At 39.8% G+C, this 16,809-nt stretch carries 18 protein-coding genes; 11 read left to right on the top strand and 7 right to left on the bottom strand.

What is annotated here, in order from left to right:
* Nucleotides 1-10 precede the first annotated feature (10 nt).
* From accA to tilS, 3 genes are all read left to right on the top strand, one after another.
* Complete coding sequence (gene accA / locus PSF27_RS17250) at nucleotides 11-970, top strand: acetyl-CoA carboxylase carboxyl transferase subunit alpha (RefSeq protein ID WP_206083760.1); 960 nt, start codon at nucleotides 11-13, stop codon at nucleotides 968-970.
* 109 nt (nucleotides 971-1,079) lie between these two features.
* A complete protein-coding gene (locus PSF27_RS17245; RefSeq protein WP_206083761.1) occupies nucleotides 1,080-1,964 on the top strand; it encodes a DMT family transporter in 885 nt (294 codons plus the stop codon).
* Nucleotides 1,965-1,981: 17 nt separating this feature from the next.
* On the top strand, nucleotides 1,982-3,334 hold the full coding sequence (gene tilS, locus PSF27_RS17240; protein ID WP_272681921.1) for a tRNA lysidine(34) synthetase TilS: 1,353 nt from the start codon (nucleotides 1,982-1,984) through the stop codon (nucleotides 3,332-3,334).
* Nucleotides 3,335-3,394: 60 nt separating this feature from the next.
* Here tilS and rof read toward each other — a convergent pair whose 3' ends face one another.
* A complete protein-coding gene (rof, locus tag PSF27_RS17235; protein WP_042848970.1) occupies nucleotides 3,395-3,658 on the bottom strand; it encodes a Rho-binding antiterminator in 264 nt (87 codons plus the stop codon).
* A gap of 273 nt (nucleotides 3,659-3,931) precedes the next feature.
* Between rof and nlpE the strand changes: the two genes are divergently transcribed.
* The 7 genes from nlpE to chbG all read left to right on the top strand — a co-directional run bounded on the left by nlpE (nucleotide 3,932) and on the right by chbG (nucleotide 10,282).
* Nucleotides 3,932-4,588, top strand: a complete 657-nt coding sequence (nlpE, locus tag PSF27_RS17230; RefSeq protein ID WP_206083763.1) for an envelope stress response activation lipoprotein NlpE — start codon at nucleotides 3,932-3,934, stop codon at nucleotides 4,586-4,588.
* Between the two features lie 373 nt (nucleotides 4,589-4,961).
* Nucleotides 4,962-5,282 carry a PTS sugar transporter subunit IIB gene (locus PSF27_RS17225; protein ID WP_206083764.1) on the top strand — a complete coding sequence of 107 codons (321 nt, stop codon included), beginning with the start codon at nucleotides 4,962-4,964 and terminating at the stop codon, nucleotides 5,280-5,282.
* 108 nt (nucleotides 5,283-5,390) lie between these two features.
* Nucleotides 5,391-6,752: a PTS N,N'-diacetylchitobiose transporter subunit IIC gene (gene chbC, locus PSF27_RS17220; protein WP_272539783.1), complete on the top strand. Its 1,362-nt coding sequence runs from the start codon at nucleotides 5,391-5,393 to the stop codon at nucleotides 6,750-6,752.
* Nucleotides 6,753-6,796: 44 nt separating this feature from the next.
* The gene (gene chbA / locus PSF27_RS17215; RefSeq protein ID WP_206083766.1) at nucleotides 6,797-7,141 is read left to right on the top strand and encodes a PTS N,N'-diacetylchitobiose transporter subunit IIA; all 345 of its coding nucleotides are present in this window, start codon (nucleotides 6,797-6,799) and stop codon (nucleotides 7,139-7,141) included.
* Between the two features lie 9 nt (nucleotides 7,142-7,150).
* A complete protein-coding gene (gene chbR / locus PSF27_RS17210; protein WP_206083767.1) occupies nucleotides 7,151-8,017 on the top strand; it encodes a transcriptional regulator ChbR in 867 nt (288 codons plus the stop codon).
* A gap of 121 nt (nucleotides 8,018-8,138) precedes the next feature.
* On the top strand, nucleotides 8,139-9,491 hold the full coding sequence (locus PSF27_RS17205; protein ID WP_206083768.1) for a 6-phospho-beta-glucosidase: 1,353 nt from the start codon (nucleotides 8,139-8,141) through the stop codon (nucleotides 9,489-9,491).
* 35 nt (nucleotides 9,492-9,526) lie between these two features.
* On the top strand, nucleotides 9,527-10,282 hold the full coding sequence (chbG, locus tag PSF27_RS17200) for a chitin disaccharide deacetylase (RefSeq protein WP_272539780.1): 756 nt from the start codon (nucleotides 9,527-9,529) through the stop codon (nucleotides 10,280-10,282).
* Nucleotides 10,283-10,345: 63 nt separating this feature from the next.
* On the opposite strand, the gene proS is transcribed toward chbG, so the two are convergent.
* The 6 genes from proS to metN all read right to left on the bottom strand — a co-directional run bounded on the left by proS (nucleotide 10,346) and on the right by metN (nucleotide 15,980).
* Nucleotides 10,346-12,064 carry a proline--tRNA ligase gene (gene proS, locus PSF27_RS17195; RefSeq protein ID WP_206083770.1) on the bottom strand — a complete coding sequence of 573 codons (1,719 nt, stop codon included), beginning with the start codon at nucleotides 12,062-12,064 and terminating at the stop codon, nucleotides 10,346-10,348.
* A gap of 99 nt (nucleotides 12,065-12,163) precedes the next feature.
* Nucleotides 12,164-12,883: a tRNA (N6-threonylcarbamoyladenosine(37)-N6)-methyltransferase TrmO gene (tsaA, locus tag PSF27_RS17190; RefSeq protein ID WP_206083771.1), complete on the bottom strand. Its 720-nt coding sequence runs from the start codon at nucleotides 12,881-12,883 to the stop codon at nucleotides 12,164-12,166.
* Between the two features lie 7 nt (nucleotides 12,884-12,890).
* On the bottom strand, nucleotides 12,891-13,295 hold the full coding sequence (rcsF, locus tag PSF27_RS17185) for an Rcs stress response system protein RcsF (RefSeq protein ID WP_206083772.1): 405 nt from the start codon (nucleotides 13,293-13,295) through the stop codon (nucleotides 12,891-12,893).
* Nucleotides 13,296-13,420: 125 nt separating this feature from the next.
* Entirely contained in the window at nucleotides 13,421-14,242 is an 822-nt protein-coding gene (locus PSF27_RS17180; RefSeq protein WP_206083773.1) for a MetQ/NlpA family lipoprotein, read from the bottom strand.
* 60 nt (nucleotides 14,243-14,302) lie between these two features.
* Nucleotides 14,303-14,956 carry a methionine ABC transporter permease MetI gene (gene metI, locus PSF27_RS17175; RefSeq protein WP_206083774.1) on the bottom strand — a complete coding sequence of 218 codons (654 nt, stop codon included), beginning with the start codon at nucleotides 14,954-14,956 and terminating at the stop codon, nucleotides 14,303-14,305.
* Nucleotides 14,949-15,980, bottom strand: a complete 1,032-nt coding sequence (gene metN / locus PSF27_RS17170; protein WP_206083775.1) for a methionine ABC transporter ATP-binding protein MetN — start codon at nucleotides 15,978-15,980, stop codon at nucleotides 14,949-14,951. Before metN ends, metI begins: the two co-directional genes overlap by 8 nt.
* Nucleotides 15,981-16,150: 170 nt before the next feature.
* On the opposite strand from metN, the gene gmhB reads away from it, so the two are divergent.
* Nucleotides 16,151-16,717 (top strand): D-glycero-beta-D-manno-heptose 1,7-bisphosphate 7-phosphatase, encoded by a 567-nt coding sequence (gmhB, locus tag PSF27_RS17165; protein ID WP_206083776.1) that lies wholly within the window; start codon nucleotides 16,151-16,153, stop codon nucleotides 16,715-16,717.
* The last annotated feature ends 92 nt before the right edge of the window (nucleotides 16,718-16,809 follow it).

The following is a 16,809-nucleotide window of genomic DNA, read 5'->3' as shown; positions in this document are numbered from 1 at the left end:
TAGGAATATTATGAGTCTGGATTTTCTTGATTTTGAACAGCCAATTGCGGAATTAGAGGCAAAAATTGATTCTCTAAAAGCCGTAAGCCGTCAAGATAACAACTTAGAGGTCAACCTTGATGAAGAGGTTGCTCGTTTACGTGAAAAAAGTGTTGAACTGACACGTAAAATTTTCTCTGATCTGGGGGCTTGGCAAATTGCTAAACTCGCTCGTCATCCTCGTCGTCCTTATACACTGGACTACATTTCTCGCATTTTCACGGACTTCCAAGAATTAGCGGGTGACCGTGCTTATGCTGACGACAAAGCCATTGTCGGTGGTTTGGCGCGTTTAGAGGGTCGTCCAGTGATGATTATCGGGCACCAAAAAGGGCGTGAAACGAAAGAAAAAATCCGTCGTAATTTTGGTATGCCAGCCCCTGAAGGTTACCGTAAGGCGCTGCGCCTGATGGAACTGGCTGAGCGTTTTAATCTGCCTATTATCACTTTCATTGATACTCCAGGGGCCTATCCAGGTGTTGGTGCAGAAGAACGTGGTCAATCCGAAGCGATAGCACGTAACCTGCGTGAAATGTCACGTTTATCTGTACCAGTAATTTGTACTGTCATTGGTGAAGGCGGCTCTGGTGGTGCGTTAGCCATTGGTGTGGGTGATAAAGTGAACATGTTGCAATACAGCACTTATTCCGTTATTTCACCTGAAGGTTGTGCATCCATTCTGTGGAAAAGTGCAGACAAAGCCCCACTAGCGGCTGAAGCGATGGGGATTACAGCACCGCGCCTGAAAGAACTAAAACTGATTGATAACGTTATTTCTGAGCCTTTAGGTGGTGCACATCGTAACTACGATGAAATAGCCGCACATCTAAAAGCACGTATCACTGAAGACCTTAACGAGCTGGAAATTTTAGATGCGGATGCATTAAAAGACCGTCGTTATCAGCGCTTGATGGAATACGGTTATTGCTAATTTCTAGCAAACCCTATATTAGATAAAACGGGAGTTCGCTTTTGCTAACTCCCGTTTTTTATTGAACATTACCAATATTCACTACAAATAATAAAAAATAGGTATGGCAGTGCGACAATATAATTATTTAATTTATGCTTTTTCTTGCGTATTGATTTGGAGCTTTATCCCAATAGTTTCACGCTTTGGGCAAAATGGGATGGATAGTTTCCAATTTCTATTTTGGTCAAACCTTATTTCGGTCATTGCCGTTATCTCGGTGGCACTGGCATCAGGCTATACACCTGCCAAATTGTTGATTTTACCTAGAGATATTTTAGGCAAAGTCTTTGTTCTTGGATTTCTTGATTGTCTTTTCTATTTGTTATTGTACTACGGTTATTCCATAGAAAATGGTATCGCTGTTTTGGTGATCCAATATAGCTGGCCACTAATAATTATTCTTTTATCAGTAATATTATTAAAAGACAGATTGTCGGGGCGGCAAATTGTGGGGGTTGTGGTTGGTTTTATTGCCGTTATTATCACGTTTACTAAAGGGCAAATTACCCAATTGCATGTGGATAACCCAATAGCATTATTGTTAGTGTTTAGTGGTGCATTTTGCTTTGCTTTAATGTCAGTATTTTCACGCCAATATTCTATTGATCCGTATATTAGCACAGTCTGGTTATTTATCTTCTCGACATTGACTTCGTTGGTTCTCCTATTGTCATTTAGTGAAATGCAGTTGCCATCGCAAGGTACATTTTGGCCGACGCTGATTAATGGGGTACTTATTAATGGTGTGTCTTATATCTTGTGGTTTAAAGCAATGAATACGGGGAACTCAACAAAAATTGCCTCAGTGGTATTTTTATCACCTGTATTATCTGTGTTGTGGTTAGTTTTACTTTTAAGTGACCCATTTGAAATCGCATATATTATTGGGGTTATGTTAGTGATTATTTCAGGCGTTTTATGTGTTGGTGCAAAACGCCGCAATCAGCAATAGCTAAAAAGGGCGAATGAATGGAACAGATATCATCCATGGTCATTGAGCGGGTACGTGAAAAAATTGGTGATTATAAAAAAATACTGGTTGGGTTTAGTGGTGGAATTGACTCAACGGTATTGTTACATGCCCTTTGCCAGCTCAAGAAAAATAATGACTCATCACTAATTATTCGTGCTATCCATGTCCACCATGGCCTAAATACTAAGGCAAATGCGTGGGCGCAGCATTGTGCACAGCTATGCCAACAATGGGAGATTCCTTTTGTCTGCCGCCCTGTTTTCATTGATCCTAGTGAAAAAGGTATCGAGGCCGCTGCGCGGGATGCTCGTTATCAGGCTTACCGTGAAGAACTTGATGTTGATGAAGTGTTGGTGACAGCTCAGCATCTGGATGACCAAGCAGAAACATTTTTATTAGCTTTAAAACGTGGAAGTGGCCCTGCGGGGTTATCATCAATGCCTGAATCTCTGCCCTTTGTTACGCAACAAGGGCAAACACAATTGTTGCGCCCATTATTAACCATCGGCCGTATCGATTTAGAAGCTTACATGCAAGAGCAGCAATTACCTTGGGTGGAGGATGATAGCAACCAAGATGATCGTTATGACCGCAATTTTCTTCGGTTGCATATTTTACCCCGTTTAACTGCCCGTTGGCCGCATATGTCCAATGCCATTGCTCGAAGTGCATTGCTATGTGCGGAGCAAGAATCCTTGCTGGATGAGTTATTGCAAGAAACGCTTGAAGGTATGATTGATTACCGAGGTGGTTTATTTATTGATGAATTACAGCACTGTTCTTCGGCGAAACGTAACGCGTTGATTCGCCGCTGGATTGGGCTGCATCAACTCCCGATGCCACCATTTAACCAGTTAGAGCGTATTTGGCAAGAAGTGGCGCTAGCCAGACAAGATGCTGAACCTGTTTGCCGTCTAGGGCAGGTTGAAGTCCGCCGTTACCAAGGTGTATTGTGGGTAGTTCCACGTGTTGAAAACTTGGTGGGACAGCAATATGCGTGGTCATATCCCGCTTCGTTTGAATTACCTGGATCACTTGGGCGACTACAGGTTATGGAAGGGCAAGGGCAAATCCGTCCTCCAGAGCCAGATGAAAAAGTGACTGTGCGTTTTGGTTTGCAAGGCACTCTTAATATTGTGGGGCGGCACCGTTCAAGAAGCAGTAAAAAAATATGGCAGGAACTGGGCATTGCGCCATGGATGCGGGAGCGTATTCCACTGATTTATTACAATGATCAACTGATTACGGCAGTGGGTTGTTTTATCACACCTGAAGGGTTAATGAATGATGAATTATTGGGGATTGCAATAGATTGGCAGCAGGAATCGAGATTCCAGTTAGCCTTATAATAAGAAACCCCTTATGACTGTGACCATCATAAGGGGCAAGAAGAACTCAAATTGTGAGTATTAGTGAGAGTGGTCGACAACAATTGTGCCGATTTCAGGATGACTGAAGGAATTAATGCAATCCAGTCGTAGCTCCTTGGTTCCTTCATGTGTTTCAACAATCAGGTACTCGACTTTTTTTCGTAGGAGCAAATCACTAGCTTGCCCTTCAATATTCTCGCCGTCATTAAGTTTTATTTGCAACTTCAACTGACGTTGGCATGCAATTTCTAGATATTCGTAATCATCACAATTGATAGGTTGATATTCAGTATCTGTAGACATATTCCCTCACCACTGTGTTAGTGGCGGTTATTGCCGCCTTGAACATATTGTATCAAGCAAAAAAATGCTTAGTACGATAATAGCATAGTAATTTTAATAACTATAATCGCTACTGGATGAAAAAGATAATTCTTATTCATCAAATTAATGCGTGGTATTTTTTATCAGTTATGTCTGAATTATGTTACTGTTTCCACTCTTTTATGGCTTGAGATGCTATGATGTTTAATATTGGTAAACGAGTTAAAAACGAATGATTTCAAGGGAATTATCATGAAAAAAACACTATTATTAGTCTTAATGGCGGTTGGTACAGTGGCATTAGCAGGCTGCCAAAGTAGTGCGCAAAATACCAATACAACGCCAGTTGATCAGGTCTATACTGGGGTATTACCTTGTGCAGATTGCTCAGGCATTGAAGCAACATTGTTAGTTAACCAAGATGGCAGTTATGTAGAACAATTGATTTACTTGGGAACAAAAGACGGCAATAGCGGCTTCCATGAAGCAGGCAAATGGAACCTTGAAGGTAATAAGCTCCGTACTACTAATCCGAAAGGTGAGAATACCTTTTTTGCTAAAGCCGACAATGGTGAGTCCGTCACTTTGCTGGATTTAGAAGGAAACCCAATTGAAACGGAACTGAACTATACGCTAAACCGTGTTCAGCCAAGTAAAAAAATAGGGAAATATCGCTATATGGCGGATGCCGCAGTATTTACAGAATGTGATACAGGGCGTCAATACTCAGCATCTGGTATTGAATTAGAAAAAGCCTATAGGGAAACAGGGGTTGACGGTGGAACCCCTGTGTATGTTGAGGCTGAAGGTTATTATACCGTTCGTCCATCAATGGAGGATGGTCAATTTGACTCTGCATTCGTCCAAACAGGGCAAATTAAATTCGATAAAACGGCGTCTTGCAAATAATTTAGATTGCATTTTCTTCCTAAAAAGCTCAGTAGAAATATTGGGCTTTTTTTATTTAACGTCTTAAAATTCCAATAAAAAATTATCCCATCTATTTTTCACTCCTTCACATACTTCTTTTTTGATATCAGTATAACTTTTTTATTGTCGCAAAATATTTGCGTATTTTGTGAAGGTTGTCATGGCGATTGGTCAATCAGGAGCAATTAGTGATAACAATGAAATATCGTAAACTAAGGGAATTCCGTATACTCCATTCAACTAGAAATAATTTTAATTTTTAGTTTGTTGATTTAAGAAAAGCCGCAAGTCTGTAAAAAAATTTATAAATCTAAGCGGTAACTAAAAAATAGAACGAATCAAAGGATAAGGAATGAAGAAGAAAAATATCTATTTATTTTGTTCTGCTGGCATGTCGACTTCATTGTTAGTCAACAAAATGAGGCAACAGGCAGAAAAATACGATGTACCCGTCAACATAGAGGCTTTTCCTGAAAGTTTAGCAAGTGAAAAAGGTGTTGATGCAGATTTGGTTTTACTCGGTCCACAAATTGCTTGGATGTTAACGGATATTCAAAAAATACTGCCAAATAAACCTGTCGAAGTGATTGATTCATTGTTATACGGCAAAGTGGATGGACTTGGGGTATTAAAAGCAGCCGTTGCAAGCATAAAAAAACAAACAGCAAACTAACATTAGAGAGCTACCTCTACTCAATAATAACTCCATCAACCTTAGTGCTATTCACTGCAGATTAGCCTATTCAGAATGGAGCACACTCAAAAAATCGAGGGTATTTTTATGAGTCTTGTTATCACTTCGCTTGAAAAGGTACTTCTGCCCTTCGCAGTTAGATTGGGGAAGCAACCTCACGTTAATGCAATAAAGAATGGTTTTATTCGTATTATGCCACTGACATTAGTCGGGGCAATGTTTGTATTAATTAATAATGTGTTTTTAAGCTTTGATGCAGGGTCGTTCTTCTACTCATTGGGCGTGAGATTAGAACCATCGACAATTGAAACTTTAAATGGATTTAAAGTGATTGGGGGGAATGTGTATAACGGGACACTAGGTATCATGTCCCTCATGGCACCCTTTTTTATCTCGATGGCATTAGCTGAAGAGCGAAAAGTTGACCCATTAGCCGCAGGGCTACTGGCTGTTGCTGCTTTTATGACGGTGACACCTTACGAAGTAAATGGTGCTTATGCCGTTGGCGCGAATTGGTTAGGTGGGGCAAATATCATTTCGGGTATTATATTAGGGTTAGTGGTTGCCGAAATGTTTGCATTTATTGTACGCCGTAACTGGGTGATTAAATTACCTGATAGCGTGCCTCCATCTGTTTCTCGTTCATTCTCTGCACTTATTCCTGGTTTTATTATCTTATCAATAATGGGGATTGTGTCATGGGCGCTTTCTAGCGGTATTAGTACAAATTTCCACCAAATTATTATGGATACGGTGTCGACTCCTCTTGCATCAATGGGGAATGTCGTTGGTTGGGCCTATGTGGTATTTACGTCATTGCTGTGGTTCTTTGGTATTCACGGTTCACTCGCCTTGACAGCCTTAGATAGTGGGATTATGACGCCATGGGCACTGGAAAACGTCTCATTATATGCGGAGTATGGTTCGGTCGATGCGGCAATTGCTGCGGGTAAATCTTTCCATATGTGGGCAAAACCAATGCTTGATTCCTACGTCTTCTTAGGTGGAACAGGGGCAACATTAGGGCTGATCATTGCCATCTTTATTGCTTCACGTCGTGCAGATCACCGGCAAGTTGCAAAATTAGCGTTACCAGCGGGTATTTTCCAAATAAATGAGCCGATTATTTTTGGATTACCTATCATCATGAACCCAGTTATGTTTATTCCATTTATTCTGATTCAGCCTTTATTGGCGGGAATAATGGTAGCAGCGTATTCTTTAGGGATTATCCCACCAGTGACCAATATTGCACCGTGGACAATGCCAACAGGTTTAGCAGCCTTCTTTAACACCAATGGAAGTATTGCCGCTTTATTACTTGCTTTATTTAACCTTGGTGTTGCTGTTCTGGTTTATCTACCATTTGTGGTGATTTCGAATAAAGCCCAAAACACGATAGATGAAGAAGAAAGCGAAGAAGATATTGCTAATGCACTGAAGTTTTAAAAAACGGAGGAGCTTGCTCCTCCCATTTAAGTAGAGATAAAAAAATGTTTGAACTCGATGATATTCAAGAAGATGCAGCTAACGAATTAGAAGAAGTTGTCATGGGCTTAATTATTAATGCAGGGCAAGCAAGAAGTTTAGCCTATACGGCATTAAGAAAGGCCAAAGAGGGGGACTTCACAACGGCAAAAAGTTTAATGGAGCAATCTCACTCTTCTTTGAATGACGCACATAAAGTACAAACTCAGCTCATTGAAAGCGATATGGGGGAGGGCAGAATCAAAGTCAGTTTAGTCCTCGTCCATGCTCAAGATCATTTAATGAATGCTATGTTAGCTCGCGAACTGATTACAGAATTAATTGAGCTACATGAAAAATTAAACCGTTAAAAGGGGATAATGATGCAGACACTGATGAATAGAACCGACACTAATGCTGAAATTAAATTAGTTCAAGAAAGTGAACTGTTTAACAATAAAACCTTTCATGTCTTTATTTATAATAAAGTTGAGAGTGCAAGTGGACTGCATCAACACGACTATTATGAATATACGATTGTATTAACGGGTCGTTGTTACCAATTTATTAATGGAAAGAAGATATTATTAGAGCGCGGGGATTTTGTTTTTTTACCTATTGGTTCATATCACGAAAGTGCTTATGACTTTGGTCCAACTAGAATATTAAATGTTGGAATTAGCAAATCATTTTTTGATAAACATTATTTGCCATTATTGCCAAGCTGTTTTGTTGCATCACAAAGCTACCCACTAAAAAATGAATTTATGGCTTATATTGAGTCCGTCATCGCCTCTTTAAATTTCAGAGATAGCGAATTTAATGAGTTTATTGAATTAGTCACGTTTAATGTCGTCAATCGATTACGTCATTTTCGTGAAAAAAGCCTGCAAGACGATGCTCCTCAATGGCTTAAAAACACACTTGAAGACATGCATGATATTGCGATGTTCAGTGAAAGTGCGCTACAAAATATGATCACTATGACGGGGAAATCACAAGAGTATCTAACGCGGGCGACAAAACGTTTTTATGGTAAAACACCAATGCAAATTATTAACGATATCAGAATTAATTTTGCTAAAAAACAATTAGAAATTACCAACTATTCGATTACCGATATTGCATTTGAGTCTGGTTACAGTAGCCCAAGTTTATTTGTGAAAAAATTTAAAGAATCAACCTCACTGACGCCGAGTGATTATCGTAAAAATTTATACAGTGTTGAGCAGAAAATGGTGGGTTAATTAGCATTAATTAAACTAAGCTTCAAAACGTTCTTAATTAAAAAATTCAAGCATAACCATCTTTTCTAATAAAGATGGTGTGTCTTTCTATGTCTATTGTATAAGGTTCTATGAGGTTAATATGACTCAGAAGTTAAAAGTTGTCACGATTGGTGGCGGTAGTAGCTACACACCTGAATTACTCGAAGGTTTTATTAAACGTTACCATGAACTTCCGATCACTGAGTTATGGTTGGTGGATGTTGAGGAAGGCAAAGAAAAATTAGAGATTATTTTTGATTTATGCGAACGCATGGTTAAACATGCAAACATTCCATTAAAAATAGTGAAGACATTGGATCGCAAAGAAGCACTTAAAGATGCTGATTTTGTGACTACGCAATTAAGGGTCGGCCAATTAAAAGCTCGTGAATTAGATGAGTCTATTCCATTAAAACATGGTTATTTAGGCCAAGAAACCAATGGTGCTGGTGGATTATTTAAAGGGCTGCGTACAATTCCAGTTATTTTTGACATTATTAAAGATGTGGAAGAAATCTGCCCTAATGCATGGGTGATTAATTTTACTAACCCAGCAGGGATGGTGACAGAAGCGGTTTACCGGCACACTAACTTTAAGCGTTTTATTGGTGTGTGTAATATACCGATTGGCATGAAAATGTTTATTACAGATGTTCTTAATCTGTCAGATAACGATGAGTTATCCATCGACTTATTCGGTTTAAACCATATGGTTTTTATCAAAGATGTGATTGTTAATGGAGTTTCTCGTTTTGATGAGCTATTAGATGGTATTGCGTCAGGTACGTTAAGTGCCAACTCAGTAAAAAACATCACTGACCTTGCGTTTGACGAAGGGCTAATTCGCAGCTTAAATCTGATCCCTTGTTCTTATTTACTGTATTACTTTAAACCAAAAGAAATGTTAGCTATCGAGCTTGGTGAATATTATAAAGGTGGGGCTCGAGCTCAAATCGTGCAAAAAGTAGAGCATCGGCTATTTGAACTTTATAAGGATCCATCACTTGATGTGAAACCTAAAGAGCTTGAGTTACGTGGCGGAGCTTATTATTCGGATGCAGCTTGTGAAGTCATTAACGCGATCTATAACGATAAAAATACGGAGCATTACGTTAATATCCCACATCAGGGGCAAATTGATAATATTCCTGAAGATTGGACGGTGGAAATGACTTGCCTACTTGGGCGTGATGGTGCGAAACCGCACCCACGAGTAACGCATTTTGATGATAAAGTACTTGGCTTAATTTATACCTTAAAAAACTTTGAAGTTGCTACTAGCCAAGCCGCAGTCAATGGTCAGTTTAATGATGTATTACTGGCGATGAATTTGAACCCATTAATTCACTCCGATAATGATGCGCGTTTAATTTCGAAAGAATTACTTATCGCCCATAAAAAACACCTGCCGAACTTTGCGAAAGCAATACAACAAATTGAGCAGGAAGGTTAATGAGTTAAATAGCTTATAGCATTAAGGGAGAACAAATGGCTTCATTACTTATTGTGAATGCTGATGATTTTGGATTATGTGAAGCCGTTAATTACGGGATTATTGAATCTCATCGTAATGGGGTTGTTAATTCAACGAGTGCAATGATGAATATGCCTGCCATATCCCATGCGGCTAAATTAAGTCATGAAAATCCGAATTTAGCGGTGGGAATGCATTTTGTTTTAACGGCAGGTAAGCCTTTTTCATCAATGCCGACTCTCAGCCGTGATGGAATGTTGGGTAAATGGCTGTGGGATATCGATATTAATGATTTGCCTTTGTCTGAGATTGAACAAGAACTGAATCTGCAATATCACAAATTTATTGAAATTTTTGGCCAAAAGCCCAGCCATATTGATAGCCATCATCACGTGCATATGATTGAAGGAATTTTCCCAATAGTCGTGGGTTTTGCACAAGAACAGGGAGTTGCATTGCGTGTAGACCGCCAATTAGAAAAAAATTGGCCGCCATTGTCATATCAAGTGGCAAGCACTGACTGTTTCAGTAGTGAATTTTATGGTGATGAAATTTCAGAAGCATTGTTTTTGAAGATTATTGATGAAGCCAAAGCACAGGGCCATCATTCTATTGAGGTCATGAGTCATCCCGCTTTTATTGATAATGCGTTATTAAAAAGCAACTACGCTTATCCACGTTTAAATGAGCTAGAAGTATTAACATCGGAAAATTTAAAATCACAAATAATAGCACGTGGTTTTAAAGTTGGTTCCTACCGAGATATTTAAAGAAAAAGGCCCAAATTCAATATGACTGCAATTTGGGCTCTATTTTTTGGCTTTTAACCTAACTTATTTGCCGAGCTTACCTTTAAGGAAACTAACGACATTTTCTAAGCCAACCAATTCTTTATCATCACTGCGGCGTGATTTATATTCAATCTGGTTGTTATCTAAGTTACGGTCACCAATCACGATAGTGTATGGAACGCCAATCAGCTCCATATCCGCAAACATCACACCTGGGCGTTCTTTACGGTCATCAAAAATCACATCAATGCCGTTTGCTTTTAAGTCTGCATACAGTTTTTCAGCGACTTCTTTAACGCGGTAAGATTTGTGCATGTTCATTGGCAAAATTGCAACTTGGAAAGGTGCAATTGCATCTGGCCAAATAATCCCACGTTCATCATGGCTTTGCTCAATAGCTGCGGCGACGATACGTGTTACACCAATACCATAACAACCCATGGTGACGATTTGGTTGTGGCCTTCTTCGTTCTGTACAGATGCTTTCATCGCTTCTGAGTATTTGGTACCTAATTGGAAAATATGACCAACTTCGATACCACGTTTAATTTGTAGTACACCTTTACCGTCTGGGCTTGGATCGCCTTCGACGACATTGCGTAAATCATAAGCTTCAGGTAATGCTAAATCACGTTCCCAGTTGATGCCAAAGTAGTGCTTACCATCAACATTTGCACCTGCACCAAAGTCACTCATTACTGCAACACTGCGATCGATAACAATCGGTAGTGGCATATTGATCGGGCCTAGTGATCCTGGGCCTGCATTCACTGCATTTCTGATCTCAGCTTCTGTTGCAAACTCGAGTGGGCTAGCGACTAAAGGATGTTTTTCAGCTTTAACTTCATTCAGTTCATGATCACCGCGGATTAATAGTGCCACTAACGTATGACCTGAATCTTTTTCGGCATGAACAATGAGAGTCTTAACTGTTTTCTCAACAGGTAAGTTAAATTGCTCAACCAACTCAGCAATTGTTTTTGCATTTGGTGTATCGACTAAACGAAGCTCTTCGGTTGGTGCCCCGCGTGGCGAGGTTGGTGCTAATGCTTCGGCAAATTCGATATTTGCAGCATAGTCAGACTCAGTGGAGAAAATAACGTCATCTTCACCGTTTTTCGCTAACACTTGGAATTCGTGAGATGCACTACCGCCGATTGAGCCAGTATCCGCTTGAACCGCTCGGAAATCAAAGCCAATACGCGTGAAAATTTTGCTATATGCTTCGTACATTGCATCATAGGTTTCTTGCAATGATTCTTGGCTAATGTGGAAAGAGTATGCATCTTTCATAATAAATTCGCGTGAACGCATGACGCCAAAACGCGGGCGAACTTCATCACGGAATTTGGTTTGAATTTGGAATAAATTCAATGGCAGTTGTTTATAAGATGTGATTTCGTTACGCACTAAATCAGTGATCACTTCTTCATGGGTTGGACCAAGGACAAATGGGCGCTCACCACGGTCAACAAAACGCAGCAACTCAGGGCCATACTGTTCCCAACGTCCACTTTCTTGCCATAAATCTGCGGGCTGAACGACGGGTAAAGATACCTCGATAGCGCCTGCATTTTCCATTTCTTCACGGACGATGTTTTCGACTTTACGCAGAACACGCACGCCTGTGGGTAACCAGTCATACAGACCAGAAGCAAGTTTACGGATCATTCCTGCACGCAGCATCAGCTGGTGGCTGATAACTTCTGCATCCGCAGGGGTCTCTTTTAGAGTTGAGAGCAGATATTTGCTAGTACGCATTGTATAGGTTCCATTAGAACAACAAATTATGGCAAGCCGCTTGCTTACCAAAGTATATAGAGAGCTAGTCTACCAGTGACTGAGACTCGCCAAAAGGGGTTAACACGTTTTTTCATAGGGTTCGATAGCGAATACTTCAGTCACACCATTAAATACTCGCCAACGAATATTAAAATCTAATAAATGAACCGCATAGTCACGAATTTCAGTAGATTGTTTTTTATACGCAGGGCGAGGGTCTTGCATCAAAATTTGTTCAATAAATTGTTTTAGCGCAGGGTATTGGTGTTGATAAGACACTAATTGATTTTCAACGGCTGGCGTGAATATAACCTGCATATTATCTGAAGGTGCAGCCTGTGCATATCCCGCGGTAGCCTCTGGTATTGCCTCAGCAAAAGGTAAATAAGGCTTTATATCAATCACAGGAGTGCCATCAACCAAATCCAGGCTACCAAGCTCGAGTATAGCTTGGTTGTTTTTTATAGAAACCCCTTTTAATTCAACAAGGGACATACCAATTGGATTTGGTCTAAATGTTGAACGAGTTGCAAACACACCCATTTTATCATTACCACCGAGACGAGGTGGACGAACTAATGGTTTCCAGCCGCCTTTCATTGTTTGATGAAAAACAAAAATTACCCAGATATGACTAAACTGCATTAAGCCACGAACGGTATTCGCATCATTGAAAGGGGGATGGAGGTGTAGACGTCCTACACCACCTGGAACAAGCCCAGGTTGGCGCGGGATGGCAAACTTTTCTTTATATGGTGATTCGATATGACCAATAGTATCAAATTGAAAAGATTGCATATGACGGTTATTCAACAATTTTTAATGCGCTACCTTCACAAATCGTTGCTTGATAACAACCAGGAGCGGTCATTGTCTGGCATTGGTGCAAAAGGACGGCATCAGCAGCGATAAAAGCAGCTTGTGATAACATACTGTTTTTCGCTGTATTTAGATTTGCAGGGGGGCTTTGAACGCTTTCTCTGCAAGACTCGCCAGAAACAATACCTAAATCTTTGAAAGGCATCCCTAGGAGTTCTTCAGGGCTATTCATTAATTTAACATTTGCTGTTTCTGGTTCTTCAGTCACACTCGGCACAGGCTTAGACAATTTCATACTCGTGAAACCTTTGTTTGCCCCTGGACTCGTGTATTGGTTAATCCCACACCCAGCTAACGTAAACGCTACTAAGGTGAGCAATAACAGTCTCATAAGTTATTACCTTTCTTATATGATTCAATAAAATATCGTTATTTTTATAGTCTATAAATTGCAAAAAATACCAGATGGCACGGAGCCATCTGGTATTTTAATCGTTTTTTTAATAATAAAAAAGATTACCAGCCTTTAACTGCACCACCATCAAAGACTTCGTTAGCTTTGTTAGCAACTTCATCTGATTGATAAGCTTGGATAAATTTCTTTACATTTTCGTTATCTTTATTGTCTTCACGGGCAACAATAATATTCACATACGGAGAATCTTTATCTTCAACAAATAAACCATCTTTTGCTGGCGTCAGTTTAGGTGTAGCGCTGCTTGCCCAAGTGGTGTTGATGATAGCTAAAGCAATTTTTTGGTCGTCAAGTGCGCGTGGTAACTGTGGCGCTTCTAGTTCAACAAATTTCAGATTTTTTGGATTCTCAACAACATCCAGAACAGTAGGCATTAAGCCTGTGCCATCTTTTAGTTTAATTAAACCTTGTTGTTGCAGTAGCAGTAAAGAACGACCTAAGTTTGTTGGGTCATTCGGTAATGCGATTTGTGAGCCATCAGCTAATTCATCAACAGATTTGATTTTTTTAGAATAAGCAGCAATTGGGTAAATAAAAGTATTGCCAACTGGCACTAACTTATAATTACGATCTTTAATTTGTTGATCAAGGTATGGCTTGTGTTGAAAGGCGTTTAAATCGATATCGCCTTTGCTTAATGCTTCGTTTGGCAATACGAAATCATTAAATGAAACTAGCTCAACATCTAAACCGTATTTTTCTTTAGCAACTTTCTGTGCGACTTCAGCAACTTCTAACTCTTTGCCCATGATCACACCAACTTTAATGCTGTTAGCATCTTTTTCTTTTTCGCCACAACCCGCTAAAACGAGTGTGCCTAATAGCGCGCCGACAACTGCGATAGATTTTAACTTAATAGACATTGGTAGTACCCCTTTCATACTGACTTTATAAGCACCCTAATGGCGCCGCTATTTTACTGACTATCGATGTGAAACTTTTTTCATTAAGTACTCGCCACCAAACTGGATTGCGTTTACTAAAATGACAAGAAGAACAATCACGGTATTCATCACAACAGGGTTATAGGTTTGATAACCATACTGCAGCGCGATTTGACCCAAACCACCCGCTCCCACTGCGCCGCCCATCGCTGAATAACCGACTAACATAATTAAGGTAATGGTTGCAGCATTGATCAGGCTTGGCATTGCTTCAGGGATCAATATTTTACGAATGATCTGAAGAGGCGTTGCCCCCATGGCACGTGCTGATTCAATCAAACCACTTGGAATTTCTAATAGCGCATTCTCTACCATACGTGCAATAAATGGCGCAGCACCAATGGTTAAAGGGACGATCGCGGCTTTTAAACCAATGGTTGTACCCACTAAAAATGACGTTAATGGAATAATCCAAACGAGTAAAATAATAAATGGTACTGAACGGAAAATATTAATTATAACGGCAAGTGCACGATATAAACCGACATTTTCCATCACTTGGTCTTTGCGCGTAATATAAAGTAAAACACCTAATGGTAAGCCTAAAACAAAGCCTAAAAAGCCAGAAACAAAGGTCATTGTGATAGTGTCGATGGTGCCGTTAATCAGCAAATAAATCATTCTCTCAGACATAACCCAAAACCTCTACTTTCACGTGGTGCTCTTTCAAAAATTCAATTGTGGACTCAACACCACCATTAATGCCATGTAGCTCAGCTAGCATCACACCAAATTTTACGCCGCCTGCGTAATCAATCTGAGAGCTTAAAATATTAATATCAATATCAAACTTACGTACTGCCATCGAAATTAGCGGCGCATCAACGGATTGACCTGTAAATTCTAATTTCACTAATGGCGATAAATCTTTACCTGCCTCTGTACTCATACGCTCTTTATAGTCATCTGGAATATCAATAATTAATGTTGACTGAATAAAAGCCTGTGCAACAGGTGTTTTCGGGTGAGAGAACACTTCGCTCACTTTATCTTGTTCAATTAATTGACCACCACTAATCACTGCGACTTGGTCACAAATACGTTTTACGACATCCATTTCGTGAGTGATTAATAAGATGGTTAACCCTAAACGACGGTTAATGTCTTTTAATAGTTCTAAAATAGAACGCGTTGTTGCAGGGTCTAATGCGCTAGTCGCTTCGTCACACAATAAAACTTTGGGTGAATTAGCTAAAGCACGCGCGATTGCAACACGTTGTTTTTGCCCACCCGATAAATTAGCAGGGTAAGCATCTTTCTTTTCACTTAAACCGACTAACTCTAATAGCTCATCAACACGTTCTTTAATTTTTTCTTTGGGTGTATTGTCGAGTTCCAGTGGCAGTGCCACGTTATCAAAAACAGTGCGCGAAGATAATAAGTTAAAATGTTGGAAAATCATGCCAATACCGCGGCGTGCTCTCGTCAACGCTTTTTCTGTCATTAATGTTAAATCTTGCCCATCAACAACAACTTGGCCTGACGTTGGGCGCTCTAGCATGTTTACGCAACGAATTAACGTACTTTTACCTGCGCCTGAAGCACCAATAACGCCATATATCTGACCAGCAGGTACATGCAAGCTAATATCAGTTAGCGCTTGAATGCTACGGCTTCCTTGCTGGAAAACTTTATTTATATTTGAGAGCTTTATCATTTATGTTTTCTAACTTTTATCTGAATTGTTCTTTAGATAGTGTATCTAATATGGTTGGATGTTAAGGCGTCTAGACGTCTAAGTCAACAAAGATTGTGCGATTTATTCTATTCTCATTTCATTTCTTTTCGTGAGATACTAAAAAGATATTTGGTTTGAGGAGTAAACAGGTGAGTAACGGGATACCAGCAGTCTTTTTAGACAGAGACGGAACAATTAATATCGATCATGGCTATGTACATAAAATAGATGACTTCGAATTTATTGAAGGCGCTATTGAAGCCATGTTGGAATTAAAAAAAATGGGTTATGCATTAGTGGTTGTCACAAATCAATCGGGTATTGGTCGTGGCATTTATACCGAAGACCAGTTTATGCAATTAACCGAATGGATGGACTGGTCACTTGCAGATCGTGGTGTTGACCTAGACGGCATTTATTTCTGCCCACATCACGCCGAGTCAGATGTTGAAGAGTATCAGCAAGACTGCAATTGCCGTAAACCAAAACCTGGCATGCTATTAGATGCTCAGTCTTTCTTAAATATAGATATGGCAGCTTCTATAATGGTCGGTGATAAACTCGCAGATATTTTAGCAGGTAAAGCAGCAAACGTTGGGGCGACAGTGTTAGTTAAAAGTGGCGAACCTGTGACAGAAGAAGCAATGAATAGTGCCGATTTCGTGATTAATAGCATTGCAGACCTGCCAGCAACGCTAAAAAGAATCAAAAAATAGTCATTTTGGGTGATAAGCGAGCAGTCAGAAAAAAGTTTTAAAAAAATACTTGCCAGATTTTTCTGACTCCCTATAATGCGCATCCACTGACT

Source organism: Providencia sp. PROV129, from assembly GCF_028482245.1.
Taxonomy (GTDB): domain Bacteria; phylum Pseudomonadota; class Gammaproteobacteria; order Enterobacterales; family Enterobacteriaceae; genus Providencia; species Providencia vermicola.
The sequence above is the reverse complement of the archived record's forward strand: the minus strand, read 5'-3'. Positions and strand labels throughout refer to the sequence as shown.